This window comes from Streptomyces sp. NPDC059582 (genome assembly GCF_042735715.1).
Taxonomy (GTDB): Bacteria; Actinomycetota; Actinomycetes; order Streptomycetales; family Streptomycetaceae; genus Streptomyces.
Genome location: NZ_JBHWCC010000008.1, coordinates 61,028 through 75,344, shown reverse-complemented (window position 1 = coordinate 75,344; position 14,317 = coordinate 61,028). Strand labels below are relative to the sequence as shown.

14 protein-coding genes are annotated in these 14,317 nt (G+C 70.0%); 5 read left to right on the top strand and 9 right to left on the bottom strand.

Annotated features, from left to right (window positions below):
* Positions 1-78: 78 nt before the first annotated feature.
* Entirely contained in the window at positions 79-1,287 is a 1,209-nt protein-coding gene (locus ACFV0T_RS10085; RefSeq protein ID WP_385776447.1) for a nucleotide sugar dehydrogenase, read from the top strand.
* Positions 1,288-1,422: 135 nt separating this feature from the next.
* On the opposite strand, the gene ACFV0T_RS10080 is transcribed toward ACFV0T_RS10085, so the two are convergent.
* From ACFV0T_RS10080 to ACFV0T_RS10065, 4 genes are all read right to left on the bottom strand, one after another.
* A complete protein-coding gene (locus ACFV0T_RS10080; protein WP_385776443.1) occupies positions 1,423-2,547 on the bottom strand; it encodes a GuaB3 family IMP dehydrogenase-related protein in 1,125 nt (374 codons plus the stop codon).
* Positions 2,548-2,674: 127 nt separating this feature from the next.
* Positions 2,675-4,183 carry an IMP dehydrogenase gene (guaB, locus tag ACFV0T_RS10075; RefSeq protein ID WP_385776441.1) on the bottom strand — a complete coding sequence of 503 codons (1,509 nt, stop codon included), beginning with the start codon at positions 4,181-4,183 and terminating at the stop codon, positions 2,675-2,677.
* 166 nt (positions 4,184-4,349) lie between these two features.
* Complete coding sequence (locus ACFV0T_RS10070) at positions 4,350-4,937, bottom strand: sigma-70 family RNA polymerase sigma factor (protein ID WP_385776439.1); 588 nt, start codon at positions 4,935-4,937, stop codon at positions 4,350-4,352.
* Positions 4,938-5,232: 295 nt separating this feature from the next.
* Positions 5,233-5,844 carry a response regulator transcription factor gene (locus tag ACFV0T_RS10065; protein WP_003948568.1) on the bottom strand — a complete coding sequence of 204 codons (612 nt, stop codon included), beginning with the start codon at positions 5,842-5,844 and terminating at the stop codon, positions 5,233-5,235.
* Positions 5,845-6,225: 381 nt separating this feature from the next.
* Here ACFV0T_RS10065 and ACFV0T_RS10060 point away from each other — a divergent pair, with 381 nt between their 5' ends.
* Positions 6,226-6,555, top strand: a complete 330-nt coding sequence (locus tag ACFV0T_RS10060) for a WhiB family transcriptional regulator (RefSeq protein WP_385776437.1) — start codon at positions 6,226-6,228, stop codon at positions 6,553-6,555.
* Positions 6,556-6,699: 144 nt separating this feature from the next.
* Here the strand turns inward: ACFV0T_RS10060 and ACFV0T_RS10055 are convergent, their stop codons facing one another.
* Positions 6,700-7,596 (bottom strand): LysR family transcriptional regulator, encoded by an 897-nt coding sequence (locus tag ACFV0T_RS10055; protein WP_385776435.1) that lies wholly within the window; start codon positions 7,594-7,596, stop codon positions 6,700-6,702.
* Between the two features lie 80 nt (positions 7,597-7,676).
* Between ACFV0T_RS10055 and ACFV0T_RS10050 the strand changes: the two genes are divergently transcribed.
* The 3 genes from ACFV0T_RS10050 (at position 7,677) to ACFV0T_RS10040 (ending at position 10,012) form a co-directional block, all read left to right on the top strand.
* Positions 7,677-8,345 carry an MOSC domain-containing protein gene (locus ACFV0T_RS10050; protein WP_385776433.1) on the top strand — a complete coding sequence of 223 codons (669 nt, stop codon included), beginning with the start codon at positions 7,677-7,679 and terminating at the stop codon, positions 8,343-8,345.
* Positions 8,346-8,443: 98 nt separating this feature from the next.
* Positions 8,444-9,217, top strand: a complete 774-nt coding sequence (locus ACFV0T_RS10045) for an SDR family NAD(P)-dependent oxidoreductase (protein WP_385776431.1) — start codon at positions 8,444-8,446, stop codon at positions 9,215-9,217.
* Between the two features lie 87 nt (positions 9,218-9,304).
* Positions 9,305-10,012 (top strand): ester cyclase, encoded by a 708-nt coding sequence (locus tag ACFV0T_RS10040; RefSeq protein WP_385776429.1) that lies wholly within the window; start codon positions 9,305-9,307, stop codon positions 10,010-10,012.
* A 110-nt stretch (positions 10,013-10,122) separates the two neighbouring features.
* Here the strand turns inward: ACFV0T_RS10040 and groL are convergent, their stop codons facing one another.
* The 4 genes from groL to ACFV0T_RS10020 form a co-directional block, all read right to left on the bottom strand.
* A complete protein-coding gene (groL, locus tag ACFV0T_RS10035; protein ID WP_385776426.1) occupies positions 10,123-11,748 on the bottom strand; it encodes a chaperonin GroEL in 1,626 nt (541 codons plus the stop codon).
* Between the two features lie 139 nt (positions 11,749-11,887).
* Complete coding sequence (groES, locus tag ACFV0T_RS10030; protein ID WP_171145943.1) at positions 11,888-12,196, bottom strand: co-chaperone GroES; 309 nt, start codon at positions 12,194-12,196, stop codon at positions 11,888-11,890.
* 355 nt (positions 12,197-12,551) lie between these two features.
* Positions 12,552-13,361: a polysaccharide deacetylase family protein gene (locus ACFV0T_RS10025; protein WP_385776423.1), complete on the bottom strand. Its 810-nt coding sequence runs from the start codon at positions 13,359-13,361 to the stop codon at positions 12,552-12,554.
* Positions 13,358-14,227, bottom strand: a complete 870-nt coding sequence (locus ACFV0T_RS10020; RefSeq protein ID WP_385776670.1) for a polysaccharide deacetylase family protein — start codon at positions 14,225-14,227, stop codon at positions 13,358-13,360. Before ACFV0T_RS10020 ends, ACFV0T_RS10025 begins: the two co-directional genes overlap by 4 nt.
* Positions 14,228-14,317 lie beyond the last annotated feature (90 nt).

Below are 14,317 nucleotides of genomic sequence, written 5' to 3'. Positions count from 1 at the left end.
ACATTGCGCTTCGCTCGTCCTGTCCACAGGGCTTGCGCACCTGTCCCGCTTCGGCTATTGGGAAGGACGGCCCACTCCATGCCCGCAGATCTCGCCGTCATCGGACTCGGTCCTCTCGGCCTGCCCCTGGCCCAGGCAGCCGTCGCCGCCGGCATCGCCACGCTCGGTTACCGGACCGGGCCCGAGCCCGGTTCCCTCAGCCCCGCCGAACTGCGCCGGATGCTCTCGGGGGGCTTCCGGACCGCGACCGACCCGGCCGGCCTCGGCCGGGTCCGCACCGCCGTCATCTGCGCGCCGACCCCACGCGCCGCCGACGGCGGGTTCGACCTGAACCAGGTGGAGTCGGCCGCCCGCACCCTGGCCGAACGCCTGCGACCGCACACCACCGTGATCCTGGAATCGCCCGTGTACCCCGGGACGACCGAGGAATTCCTGCGCCCCCTGCTGGAAGAGGTCTCGGGACTGCGGGCCGGCCGCGACTTCCATCTCGCCTACTCGCCCGGCCGGGTGGACCCCGGCAACCGGGACTTCACCCCCGCCAACACCCCCAAGGTCATCGGCGGCCTCACGCCCGCGTGCACCGAGTCGGCAGCCACCTTCTACGGCCGGCTCACCGACAAGGTGGTACGCGCGCGTGGACCCCGCGAAGCCGAGACCGTGCACCTCCTGGAGACCAACTACCGCCACGTCAACATCGCCCTCGTCAACGAGATGGCCGTCCTCTGTCACGACCTCGGCGTCGACCTCTGGGACGTCATCCGCTGCGCGGAGACCAAGCCGTTCGGCTTCCAGGCCTTCCGTCCCGGTCCCGGCGTCGGCGGCCACGCCGTCCCCCAGGACCTGAGCGCCCACGCGGGCCGCACCCTGCGCATGGTGGAGCTGGCCCAGCAGGTCAACAGCCGGATGCCCCGGTACGTCGTCCAGCGCGCCGCGGCCCTGCTGAACGAGCACGGGAAGTCAGCCCGCGGAGCGCGTGTGCTGCTGCTCGGCGTCACCTACAAGGCCGACCTGGCCGACCAGCAGGCCACGCCCGCCCAGGAGATCGCGGTCCGGCTGATGGAACTCGGCGCCTCCGTCAGCTACCACGACCCGCACATCCCATCGTGGAGCGTTCTGAACCGCCCGGTGCCGCGCGCGGACTCCCTCTACGAGGCGGCCGCCCACGCCGACCTGACGATCCTCCTCCAGCAGCACCGCACATACGACCTGCAGGGCCTGTCGGTGAAGGCCCAACTCCTGCTCGACACGCGGGGCGCCACACCGACGGGGGCGGCGCACCGGCTCTGACGGCGGCGGACCCGGGCGGATCCGGCAAGCAGCTGACAAGCCCGGTTGCCCGGTCCGACGGCGAAGGGCCCGTTCACCCAGTGGTGAACGGGCCCTTCGCGCGTGATCGACGTACTACCGCGATCGACGTACGGCCTAGCGCTTGTGCTGCGAGTCCGCCACCGTCACCTCGACGCGCTGGAACTCCTTGAGCTCGCTGTAGCCGGTGGTGGCCATGGCGCGGCGCAGGGCGCCGAAGAGGTTCATCGAGCCGTCCGGGGTGTGCGACGGGCCGGTGAGGACCTCCTCGATGGTGCCGACCGTGCCGAGGTCGACCTTCTTGCCGCGCGGCAGCTCCTCGTTGACGGCCTCCATGCCCCAGTGGTGGCCCTTGCCGGGCGCGTCCGTGGCGCGGGCGAGTGGGGAGCCCATCATCACCGAGTCGGCGCCGCAGGCGATCGCCTTGGGCAGGTCGCCGGACCAGCCGACGCCGCCGTCCGCGATCACGTGCACGTACCGGCCGCCGGACTCGTCCATGTAGTCACGGCGGGCGGCCGCGACGTCGGCGACGGCCGTGGCCATCGGGACCTGGATGCCCAGCACGTTGCGCGTGGTGTGCGCGGCGCCGCCGCCGAAGCCGACCAGCACGCCGGCCGCCCCGGTGCGCATCAGGTGCAGCGCCGCGGTGTACGTGGCGCAGCCGCCGACGATGACCGGGACGTCGAGTTCGTAGATGAACTGCTTCAGGTTCAGCGGCTCGTGCGAGCCGGACACGTGCTCCGCCGACACCGTCGTACCGCGGATGACGAAGATGTCCACGCCCGCGTCGACGACCGCCTTGGAGAACTGGGCCGTGCGCTGCGGGGAGAGCGCGGCCGCCGTGACCACACCGGAGTCGCGCACCTCCTTGATGCGCTGCCCGATCAGCTCCTCCTTGATGGGAGCCGCGTAGATCTCCTGGAGGCGCCGGGTCGCGGTCTCGTCGTCCAGCCCGGTGATCTCGTCGAGCAGCGGCTGCGGGTCCTCGTACCGCGTCCACAGGCCCTCGAGGTTCAGCACGCCCAGACCGCCGAGCTCACCGATGCGGATCGCGGTGGCCGGGGAGACGACCGAGTCCATCGGGGCGGCCAGGAAGGGCAGCTCGAAGCGGTAGGCGTCGATCTGCCAGGCGATCGAGACCTCCTTCGGGTCCCGCGTGCGGCGGCTGGGGACGACGGCGATGTCGTCGAAGGCGTACGCCCGGCGGCCGCGCTTGCCGCGCCCGATCTCGATCTCAGTCACGTTTGTGGCCTTTCCCTCTGCGTTTCAGCGTCTTCCAGTATCGCCGACGGGTACGACAAGGGCGGCCCCGGAGTGTTCCGGGGCCGCCCTCGGCGTACCTCACAGGCGCTTCACGCGTACGTGCGTGTCACTTGTTGCGGCTGTAGTTCGGTGCTTCGACCGTCATCTGGATGTCGTGCGGGTGGCTCTCCTTGAGGCCCGCCGACGTGATCCGTACGAACCGGCCGTTCTCCTGGAGGGCCGGGACCGTCTGGCCGCCGACGTAGAACATCGACTGGCGCAGACCGCCGACCAACTGGTGGACGACCGAGGACAGCGGGCCGCGGTAGGGCACCTGGCCCTCGATGCCCTCGGGGATCAGCTGCTCGTCGGAGGCGACGCCCTCCTGGAAGTAGCGGTCCTTGGAGAACGACTTGCGGTCGCCACGGGTCTGCATGGCGCCCAGGGAGCCCATGCCGCGGTACGACTTGAACTGCTTGCCGTTGATGAACATCAGCTCGCCCGGCGACTCCTCGCAGCCCGCGAGCAGCGAGCCCAGCATCACCGTGTCGGCGCCGGCGACCAGGGCCTTGGCGATGTCGCCGGAGTACTGCAGGCCACCGTCGCCGATGACCGGGACGCCGGCCGCGCGGGCGGCGAGCGCGGCCTCGTAGATGGCCGTGACCTGCGGGACGCCGACGCCGGCGACCACACGGGTCGTGCAGATGGAACCGGGGCCGACACCGACCTTGATCCCGTCGGCGCCCGCGTCGACGAGGGCCTGGGCGCCGTCGCGCGTGGCGACGTTGCCGCCGATGACGTCGACGCCGGCGGAGTTCGACTTGATCTTGGCGATCATGTCGCCGACCAGCCGGGAGTGACCGTGCGCGGTGTCGACGACGATGAAGTCGGCGCCCGCCTCGACCAGTGCCTGAGCCCGCTCGAAGGCGTCACCGGCGACACCCACGGCGGCGCCGACCAGCAGCCGGCCCTTGGCGTCCTTCGCGGCGTTCGGGTACTTCTCCGCCTTGACGAAGTCCTTGACCGTGATCAGGCCCTTGAGCACACCCCGGTCGTCGACCAGCGGCAGCTTCTCGATCTTGTGGCGGCGCAGCAGCTCCATGGCCTCGACGCCGGAGATGCCGACCTTGCCGGTGACCAGCGGCATCGGGGTCATGACCTCGCGGACCCGGCGGGTGCGGTCGCTCTCGAAGGCCATGTCACGGTTGGTGACGATGCCGAGCAGCTTGCCGGCGCCCTCGGTGACCGGGACGCCGCTGATGCGGAACTTGGCGCACAGCGCGTCCGCCTCGGCGAGCGTGGCGTCCGGGTGGATGGTGATCGGATCGGCCACCATGCCGGACTCGGAGCGCTTGACCAGGTCGACCTGGTTGGCCTGGTCCTCGATGGAGAGATTGCGGTGCAGCACGCCGACGCCGCCCTGGCGGGCCATCGCGATCGCCATGCGCGACTCGGTGACCTTGTCCATGGCGGCGGACAGCAGCGGGATGTTGACCCGCACGTTCTTGGAGACGTACGAGGCGGTGTCGATCTCGTCGGGCGCCATGTCCGACGCGCCCGGCAGCAGCAGCACGTCGTCGTAGGTCAGCCCGAGTGTCGCGAATTTACCGGGCACTCCGTCGACGTTGGCAGTCATGACACCTTCCCCAAATGGCCTTGATCGGTGCGGATGTCCATGCTAACGGGAAGCGGAGCTCCCTCATTCCACGGTTCCCGCCGACTCCTGGCTTCGTATGTTCGTACGGACACGACGGGGCGCCTGTTCAGGACGGGCCGCCGCCAAGGCTCTCGACAAGGAGCCGCTACTGCTCGGCGAGCGCCCGCAACCGGCTCAGCGCCCGGTGTTGCGCCACCCGGACCGCGCCGGGTGACATTCCCAACATCTGACCCGTTTCCTCTGCCGTCAGCCCCACCGCGATGCGCAGCAGCAGCAGCTCACGTTGGTTCTCCGGGAGGTTGGCCAGCAGTTTCTTCGCCCACTCGGCGTCGCTGCTGAGCAGTGCCCGCTCCTCGGGGCCCAGCGAGTCGTCGGGCCGTTCCGGCATCTCGTCGGACGGGACGACCGTCGAGCCCGGATGCCGCATCGCCGCGCGCTGGAGGTCGGCCACCTTGTGCGCGGCGATCGCGAAGACGAACGCCTCGAAGGGGCGGCCGGTGTCGCGGTAGCGGGGCAGGGCGAGGAGGACGGCCACGCAGACCTCCTGGGCCAGGTCCTCCACGAAGTGCCGCGCGTCGCCGGGCAGCCGGGACAGCCGGGTGCGGCAGTACCGGATGGCCAGGGGGTGGACATGGGCGAGCAGGTCGTGCGTGGCCTGCTCGTCCCCGTCGACGGCGCGGTGGACCAGTGCACCGATCGCCCCTGGGGCAGTGGCCACGTCGTCCTCGCGCATCGGACCATGGTGCCCTGCGGCCGACTGCTCCGTGGCACCGCGTCCATCGTTGTGCACCGAAGCGTTATGAGCAGGTGCGCTGGAACTCATCCCTTGCGCCCTCCCCTTCCGCTTGACCGACTCGTCCCCGAGGAACTCCACACCTCAAGGATGCGGCATCCGCGGCGAAACGAGCAGCGGGCACCGGGCGAGCCCGGTTGCCACCCCCGCCCACCATGAGGTAGGCGGGGATTACCTGGGACTTCCTACGGGTCCTGCTGACCCCGCGACGACACGCTCCGCACACCCGGCACGCCTAGCGCACCAGACCCCAGCGGAACCCGAGCGCCACCGCGTGCGCCCGGTCCGAGGCGCCGAGCTTCTTGAAGAGGCGTCGGGCGTGAGTCTTGACCGTGTCCTCGGAGAGGAACAGCTCACGGCCGATCTCCGCGTTGGAGCGCCCGTGGCTCATGCCCTCCAAGACCTGGATCTCCCGCGCGGTGAGCGTGGGCGCGGCGCCCATCTCGGCCGAGCGCAGTCTGCGCGGGGCGAGACGCCAGGTCGGGTCGGCGAGAGCCTGCGTGACCGTGGCACGCAGTTCGGCGCGCGAGGCGTCCTTGTGCAGATAGCCGCGGGCGCCGGCGGCCACCGCGAGGGCGACTCCGTCCAGGTCCTCGGCGACGGTGAGCATGATGATGCGCGCACCGGGGTCGGCGGACAGCAGCCGCCGTACGGTCTCGACGCCGCCCAGGCCGGGCATGCGTACGTCCATCAGAATCAGGTCCGAGCGGTCGGCACCCCAGCGGCGGAGGACTTCCTCGCCGTTGGCCGCCGTCGTCACGCGCTCTACACCGGGTACGGTCGCGACCGCGCGGCGGAGCGCCTCTCGGGCAAGCGGGGAGTCGTCGCAGACGAGGACGGATGTCATGGCCGCCCTCCGCAGCTGATGCGCGTCACCTTGTGCCTCCAGGCTGGTACGAAATCGTCACCTGTGCGGTCGACCGTCTCGGACGCCTGCCCGAGCGTTTGCATTCTCAACCGCCTCCGCACTCTCAACGACGGTCACTCGAAAGAGTTACGGGGCCGTGTGCCATCTTCGGCACTCTACGTGAGGGGACGGACACGGCGCAGATGCGCGCGGCAGACCCTCAACCTTTCATCACAACCCGTGCCCCATTTAGCCCTATTTCTTCCCTTCTGCTGGTGTCTGAGGCTAGATTCGCAATGAGTCATATTTTCATCTCCTTAGACCGTAGATGTACGGTCGTGAGCACCGTATCCGCTCAGAACGGCTGCAAGGGGTCACGTAATGGCAGATTTCTCCCGCCTTCCCGGACCGAACGCGGACCTGTGGGACTGGCAGCTCCTCGCCGCCTGCCGCGGGGTGGACAGCTCGCTGTTCTTCCACCCGGAGGGCGAGCGCGGGGCGGCCCGGAGTGCTCGTGAGAATTCGGCCAAGGAGGTCTGTATGAGGTGCCCGGTCCGCGCGCAGTGCGCGGCGCACGCGTTGGCGGTGCGCGAGCCGTACGGCGTGTGGGGCGGACTGACCGAGGACGAACGCGAGGAACTCATGGGCCGGGCGCGCAACCGGCTGGTATCGGCGTCGGCCACCGGCGGGGACGGCGGCTCGAACAACTGAAGGAACGTTTCTTCAGATGTGTATGAATACGGATGTACTGCTGAACACAGATGTTCAGGTGACTACAGATGTACGGATGAACAGAGGGCACGCGTACGCGTGCCCGCCGACTTTTCCGCTTACCGAATTTTCAGGCACACGTTTTCAGCGCACGGCCGCCCGCTCCAGCTGCTCCAGCGTCGCCGCCACCGCCGGCACCTGAGCCAGGTCGGGCAGCGTGAGTGCGACGATCTTCCGCCGTACCGGCGGTTCCACCGTCACTGTCCGTACTCCCCGGGGCCGCACGGACTCGACGGCGAGCTGGGGCAGGACGGCGACGCCGAGACCGGCGCCCACCAGTCCGACCACCGCCGGGTAGTCGTCGGTGGCGAAGTCGATGCGCGGGGTGAAGCCCGCCTTCTCGCACGCCTCCACCAGCTGACCGCGACAGCGCGGGCAGCCCGCGATCCACGGTTCCCGGGCGAGTTCGCCGATCGCGACGGACTCGGCGCGCGCGAGCCGGTGGCGTTCGGGTACCAGGCCCACCAGCCGGTCGGTCAGCAGCGGCCGTACGACGAGGTCGTCCCACTCCTCCTCGCCCGCAGCGTCCTCGTAGCGGAAAGCGAGCGCTACGTCGCAGTCGCCGTCGCGGAGCTTCTCGACCGACTCGGGCGGCTCGGCCTCCTCCAGGGAGACCCGGGTGCCGGGGTGCGCGTCCCGCAGGGCGGCGAGGGCGGTGGGGACGAGCGTGGAACTGCCGCTGGGGAAGGAGACCAGCCGGACCCGGCCCGCTCGCAGGCCGGCGATGGCGGCGACCTCCTCCTCGGCCGCGGTGAGGCCGGCGAGAATGCCGGCCGCGTGCCGGACCAGGGCCTCCCCCGCCTGGGTCAGACGCATCTCGCGGCCGGTGCGGACGAGCAGCGGGGTGCCGACCGATGCCTCCAGTGCCTTCATCTGCTGGCTGACGGCGGGCTGGGTGCAGCCCAGCTCGCGCCCCGCCGCCGAGAAGGAACCGGTGGTGGCGACGGCACGCAGGACACGGAGATGACGGGCCTCGATCACCCCTCGAGCATAAGCGGGCCTTGGGTGCCGTGCCCGATATCGCGTCGACGCTTTGGGTCACGGTCGTCTAACGTGCGGCCATGAAGCTTCTCTCGGTGAACCTGGGCCGTCCGCGGGTGGTGCCCTACACGGACCATCCGGGGGGCCTGACCGGCATCGACAAGCGGCCGACGGACGAGCCGGTGCGGGTGACCGCGCCCGGACCGAAGGGGACCGGCGCGAGCGGGCTGGCCGGGGACGCGGTGTGCGACAAGCGCCATCACGGCGGCGACGACCAGGCCGTGTACGCGGTCGCGCGCGAGGACCTCGACGACTGGGAGCGCGAGCTCGGCCGGACGCTCGGCAACGGCGCGTTCGGCGAGAACCTCACCACCTCGGGCCTCGACGTGTCCGGCGCCCTGATCGGCGAGCGCTGGCGGGTCGGGCCCGAGCTGGTGCTGGAAATCACCTGCGGACGGATCCCGTGCCGCACGTTCCAGGACCATCTGGGCGAGCGGGGGTGGGTGAAACGGTTCACGCGGAAGGGTGCCCCGGGCGCCTACCTCCGGGTGATCGAGCCCGGTGAGATCCGGTCCGGTGATCCGGTCGAGATCGTGCACCGGCCGGACCACGATGTGACGGTGGCCCTTCAGTTCCGGGCGGGGACCACCGAGCGGGAGCTGCTGCCGAGGCTGCTCCCGGCGGGCGCGGCACTGCATCCGGAGGCGCTGGCGGCGGCACAGAAGTACGTCGAGCGGTACGGAGCCTGATCCGTCGTCACGCGCCCCGCCCTCACCGCGGCCGCACGGCCCCGGGGGCCCCGGTGGACGGAGCGGACGGGAACGGTCCGGGTAACTACCCTTGGGCCATGACAACGGCTCTGATTACGGGATCGACCGCGGGCATCGGTGCCGCGTTCGCGCGGCGGCTCGCCTCGGACGGGCACAACCTCGTTCTGGTGGCGCGCGACACCAAGCGGCTTCGGGAGCAGGCGACCGAACTGCACGACCGGCACGGCATCGAGGCGGAGGTGCTGACGGCGGACCTCGCGACGGACGACGGCATCGACACGGTGGCCGCCCGGCTCGCCGACCGCAGGAACCCCGTCGACCTGCTGGTCAACAACGCGGGCTTCGGCAACAAGGGCCGCTTCCTCGAGGCGTCGATGGCCGACGAGCTGAAGATGCTCAAGGTGCACTGCGAGGCGGTGCTGCGGCTGACGGCGGCGGCGACCGAGGGGATGCGGGAGCGTGGCCGCGGCGGAGTCGTCAACGTGGCCTCGGTCGCGGCCTTCGTACCCCGGGGGACGTACGGGGCGTCCAAGGCGTGGGTCGTGCAGTTCACGCAGGGCGTCGCGCGGGATCTGACCGGCACCGGCGTTCGGCTGATGGCGCTGTGCCCCGGCTTCGTGCGGACCGAGTTCCACGAGCGGGCCGGGATGGGCACGGACAACATCCCGGGCTGGATGTGGCTGGACGCCGACAAACTGGTCGCGGCGGCGCTGGACGATCTGGCGCGCGGGAAGTCGTTGTCCGTCCCGGACCCGCGGTACAAGGCGCTGATGGGACTGGTGAAGGTGACACCGCGGGGGCTGCTGGGCGGCGTCACCTCGAGGACGGGGCGCAAGTACGGGCCCCAGTGAATCCCGGCGCGAAGAGGGTGACGTCGCCGCTCCGGTGGGAGAATGGGAGTGAGGGATCCCGGACCCAGGGGGGCCGGAGGCGGCGTCATGACGTTCGTGCAGCTCATCGAGTGCAAGACGAGCCGGTTCGACGAGATGAACCGGCTGATGGACACCTGGGTCGAGCAGACCAGGGGAAAGCGCAGCGCGACGCACGATCTGGTCGCCAGGGACAGATCCGACGGCTCGCACTTCATAGAGATCGTGGAGTTCCCCTCGTACGAGGACGCCATGCGGAACTCGAACCTCCCCGAGACCGACAAGATCTTCCGGGAGATCGTCGCCCTCTGCGACGAGATGCCGACGTTCACGGATCTCGAGGTGGTGCGCGACGAGCAGTTGTACGCGGCCAACGCGCGCAGGTTCTTCGACCTGATCGCCACCCGCGGTGAACTGCCGCCGCTGAACGAGGTGATGACGGAGAACTACCACGACCACGATCCCGCCAATGAGCAGGACATCCTCGGCCTGGACGGCCTGCGGCGCGAGTTGGAGATGTGGCGGGGCGCCTTCGACTTCGCGTTCACCGTGGAGGACCAGATCGCCCAGGGCGAGCAGGTGTGCACGCGCTGGACGTGGCAGGGCACGCACCGCGGCGACTTCCTGGGGATCGCGGCCACCGGCAGGCAGGTCTCGATGACCGGCACGACCGTCTTCCGCTGCGGCGCGGACGGAAAGATCGTCGAGGGCTGGTGGCAGTACGACAGGCTGGGGCTGATGGCACAGCTGGGGGTGCTGGACGCACTGGAGAACTGAGCGACGCCATTCCATGGACCCGCGAGGGGCGAAGCCCCCGTTCCCGGACAGTCGGGAACGGGGGCTTCATCAGGTACTGCGGGTACCGCTGTGAGGCGGTAGCGCGTGCCTCAGTGGGAGTGGCCGTGGCTGTGGCCCCCGGCGGCCGGCTCTTCCTCTTCCTTCTTCTCGACGACCAGGGTCTCGGTCGTCAGGAGGAGGGAGGCGATGGAGGCGGCGTTCTCCAGGGCGGAGCGGGTGACCTTCACCGGGTCGATGACGCCGGCCTTGACCAGGTCGCCGTACTCGCCGGTGGCGGCGTTGAAGCCCTGGCCCTTGTCGAGCTCGGCGACCTTGGAGGTGATGACGTAACCCTCCAGGCCGGCGTTCTCGGCGATCCAGCGCAGCGGCTCGACGACCGCGCGGCGGACGACGGCCACACCGGTGGCCTCGTCGCCGGTCTTGCCGAGGTTGCCCTCGAGGACCTTGGCGGCGTGGACCAGAGCGGAGCCACCACCGGAGACGATGCCCTCCTCGACCGCGGCGCGGGTCGCGGAGATGGCGTCCTCCAGACGGTGCTTCTTCTCCTTCAGCTCCACCTCGGTGGCGGCGCCGACCTTGATCACGCACACGCCGCCGGCCAGCTTCGCGAGGCGCTCCTGGAGCTTCTCGCGGTCCCAGTCGGAGTCGGTGTTCTCGATCTCGGCCTTGATCTGCGCGACGCGGCCGTGGACGTCCGCGGTGTTGCCGGCGCCGTCGACGACCGTGGTGTCGTCCTTGGTGATGGTGACGCGGCGGGCCGAGCCGAGCACGTCGATGCCGGCCTGGTCGAGCTTGAGGCCGACCTCCTCGGCGATGACCGTGGCGCCGGTGAGGATCGCCATGTCCTCCAGCATCGCCTTGCGGCGGTCACCGAAGCCGGGGGCCTTGATCGCGACGGCGTTGAACGTGCCGCGGATCTTGTTGACGACCAGGGTCGACAGGGCCTCGCCCTCGACGTCCTCGGCGATGATCAGCAGCGGCTTCGAGGAGTTGGTCTGGATGACCTTCTCCAGCAGCGGCAGCAGGTCCTGGATGGAGGAGATCTTGCCCTGGTTGATGAGGATGTAGGGGTCCTCCAGGACGGCCTCCATGCGCTCCTGGTCCGTCACGAAGTACGGCGACAGGTAGCCCTTGTCGAAGGCCATGCCCTCGGTGAAGTCCAGCTCCAGACCGAAGGTGTTGGACTCCTCGACGGTGATGACACCGTCCTTGCCGACCTTGTCCATCGCCTCGGCGATGAGCTCGCCGACCTGCTGGTCCTGGGCGGACAGCGCGGCGACGGCGGCGATGTCGGACTTCTCGTCGATCGGGCGGGCCGAGGCGAGCAGCTCCTCCGAGACGGCCTTGACGGCGGCGTCGATGCCCTTCTTCAGGGCGGCCGGGGAGGCGCCGGCGGCGACGTTCTTGAGGCCCTCGCGCACGAGCGCCTGGGCGAGCACGGTGGCGGTGGTGGTGCCGTCACCAGCGACGTCGTTGGTCTTGGTGGCCACCTCCTTCACCAGCTGGGCACCGAGGTTCTCGTACGGGTCCTCGATCTCGACCTCGCGGGCGATGGTGACGCCGTCGTTGGTGATGGTCGGGGCGCCGAACTTCTTGTCGATGACGACGTTGCGGCCCTTGGGGCCGATCGTCACCTTGACCGTGTCGGCAAGCTTGTTGACGCCGCGCTCGAGGGCGCGACGGGCGTCCTCGTCGAACTTCAGGATCTTCGCCATGGGAGCGTTGGCCCTCTCGGAAATCTCGAGGTGAATCTCAGGGTGAACGACGCTGCGCCCCCGACGCCCGGCTGATTAATGGTCGCGGGGGCCAGGGGCGCAGCTGAAAAGCAATGTGCTTCGCGAAGAAGCGAGGTGACTACTTCTCGATGATCGCGAGAACGTCGCGAGCCGAGAGGACGAGGTACTCCTCGCCGTTGTACTTCACCTCGGTGCCGCCGTACTTGCTGTACAGCACGATGTCGCCGACGGCGACGTCGAGCGGAAGACGGTTACCGTCCTCGAAGCGGCCCGGGCCCACGGCCAGGACGACGCCCTCCTGGGGCTTCTCCTTGGCCGTGTCCGGGATGACCAGGCCAGAGGCCGTGGTCTGCTCGGCGTCCAGCGGCTGGACCACAATGCGGTCCTCGAGCGGCTTGATGGCAACCTTGGAGCTGGTGGTCGTCACGATCCGACCTCCCCCTTCGGAGATCTCACGGGGTTAACTGTCTGAGGTGGCGACCAGGTGGATCCGTCGTCGCGGGTGCCGGACCTGCCCGTCGCGTGTTGGCACTCTCCAGGGGGGAGTGCCAGGGCCGAGACTATGACTGCGATTAGCACTCGGTCAAGCGGAGTGCCAATTGCACGCGGCGCGGCGTGGATATTCGGGTGCGTCGGACCCCTGTACCGGCCCTCAGCCGCCCCCGGGCTCCGCCCCCGGCCCCGCACCGCTCGTCCCCTCCTGGGGGCCGCGCCCCGGCCCCGCTTCGGCCCTGCCGGCCTGGTCCTCGCACGCCGGCCCGGCTGAAGCGCGCGAGGGGGAATCAGACGTAGTCCTCCAGGCGGCCCACCGTCAGGCCCTGTTCCTGGATTTCGCGCAGCAGGCGTGTCGTGCGTTGGCGAAGGGTCGGGGTCGGGGTCTCGTCCGGGCCGACGGCCACGATGTCGCCCGGCAGGAGCCGGTGGGCGCCCCCGGCGTACGTCAGGTCGTCGGTGCCCATCGACACCCGCCACAGCACCACCGTCGAGATCCCGCAGTCGGCCGCGGCCCGCAGGGTGGCGTCGTCGTACGTCCCGTACGGCGGCCGGAACAGGCGCGGGCGCAGGCCGAAGCGGGCCCTGAGCTTGTCCTGCTGGCCGCAGATCTCCGCGCGCTGGCCCGCGTAGGGCAGCCCCCGCAGGGAGGGATGGTCGAGGGTGTGGTTCTGGAGGTTCGCGCCCACCGACCGCAGCCGCGCGAAGTGGCCGTACGCCGGTCCGACGACGCTGTCCGTGAGGAACATGCTGACCGGCAGGCGCAGTTCACGGACCATGTCGACGAACAGCGGATCGCGCTCGGCGCCGTCGTCGTAGGTGAGGAAGACGACCTTGTCCCGGGTCGCCACGTGGTCGACCACCGGTGGAAGGCCTCGGCCCGTGGTGCCGGCGAGCGGCCGGGCCGCCGGACTGGGCGCCGGGGCCAGCGGAGCGGTCAGGCCCCAGTGCCGGTAGGCCGGCCGACCGGCCGGGCCGTGCGGCCGTACCCGCTGGGCCGCCTTCTTGCCCAGCCGCTCGATCGGGTCGACGGACTGGGCGCAGCCGGTGAGCAGTACGGCCGACGCCAGCACTCCCGCGGTCAGCACCCGCAGCCTCACAGGTAGTCCTCCAGGCGGGCCACCGCGTACCCCTCGTCGGTCACCTTCTTCAGGAACCGGCGGATCATGTCGGGCATCGTGCCGTCCCAGTCGGACCGGCCCCGGAAGTGGGTGAGGACGATGTCCCCGGGGTGCAGGTCCTGGTCCCACTCGCGGTACTCCCAGTGGTCGACGAAGACTTCCTCGTCCCAGATCGGGGCGTACTTGATGCCGCAGGACTTCGCGGCGAGCAGGGTGTCCTGGTTGTAGTTGCCGTAGGGCGGGCGGAAGACGGTCGGTCGCTTGCCGTAGTGCTTCTCGATCACGTCCTGCATGTCGCAGATCTCGTGCTTCTGCTCGTCGTACGACAGCCCGGGCAGGTAGGGGTGGTGGAGGGTGTGGTTGTTCAGGACCACTCCCCTGCGCTGCATCTTCTTGAAGAACCCGTAGTCGTCCTTGATCAGGTAGTCGCTGAGGAAGGCGGTGTACGGGATCTTCAGGTCGCTCATCATGCGCAGGAACGTCGGGTCCTTGTCGGAGCCGTCGTCGATGGTGAGGAAGACGATCTTCTTCTTGGTGGGGATCGCGGTGAAGACCGGGGGCAGGTCCAGCTCCTCCTGGCCGTCGACCTCGAAGCCGTCGCGCGCGGTGATCTTCGGCTTGCGCGCCGGGGGCCGCGGGGGCAGCAGGGGGACCTTCGCCAGACCCCAGTGCTTGGCCGCGGCGGCCCGGGTCGCGTAGTCGGCACGCAGCTTGCCCGCGTAGGAGTCGAGGGCGCGGGCCGGGGGTGCCAGGAGTGGCCGCGGCTGTCCGGGGGTCCCGCGGAGCCCCGCGTCGTCGCCCTGCGCACAGCCCGAGGCGACGGCGGCGACGGCGAGCACGGCGATGCCCCCACGAAGCCGGGAGAGCCGGGAGGACCGGGAGGGTGAGAGCCGGGGGGACCGGGAGAGCCGGGAGAGCCGGCAGAACCTGGAGAC

What these genes read in the sequence shown, in the direction of transcription:
- ACFV0T_RS10050 (WP_385776433.1), top strand. Translation starts at nt 7,677, where the DNA reads ATGAAGCTTCTCTCGGTGAACCTGGGCCGTCCGCGGGTGGTGCCCTAC.
- ACFV0T_RS10065 (WP_003948568.1), bottom strand. Translation starts at nt 5,844, where the DNA reads ATGACATCCGTCCTCGTCTGCGACGACTCCCCGCTTGCCCGAGAGGCG.
- ACFV0T_RS10085 (WP_385776447.1), top strand. Translation starts at nt 79, where the DNA reads ATGCCCGCAGATCTCGCCGTCATCGGACTCGGTCCTCTCGGCCTGCCC.
- ACFV0T_RS10070 (WP_385776439.1), bottom strand. Translation starts at nt 4,937, where the DNA reads ATGCGCGAGGACGACGTGGCCACTGCCCCAGGGGCGATCGGTGCACTG.
- ACFV0T_RS10060 (WP_385776437.1), top strand. Translation starts at nt 6,226, where the DNA reads ATGGCAGATTTCTCCCGCCTTCCCGGACCGAACGCGGACCTGTGGGAC.
- ACFV0T_RS10040 (WP_385776429.1), top strand. Translation starts at nt 9,305, where the DNA reads ATGACGTTCGTGCAGCTCATCGAGTGCAAGACGAGCCGGTTCGACGAG.
- guaB (WP_385776441.1), bottom strand. Translation starts at nt 4,183, where the DNA reads ATGACTGCCAACGTCGACGGAGTGCCCGGTAAATTCGCGACACTCGGG.
- ACFV0T_RS10045 (WP_385776431.1), top strand. Translation starts at nt 8,444, where the DNA reads ATGACAACGGCTCTGATTACGGGATCGACCGCGGGCATCGGTGCCGCG.
- groL (WP_385776426.1), bottom strand. Translation starts at nt 11,748, where the DNA reads ATGGCGAAGATCCTGAAGTTCGACGAGGACGCCCGTCGCGCCCTCGAG.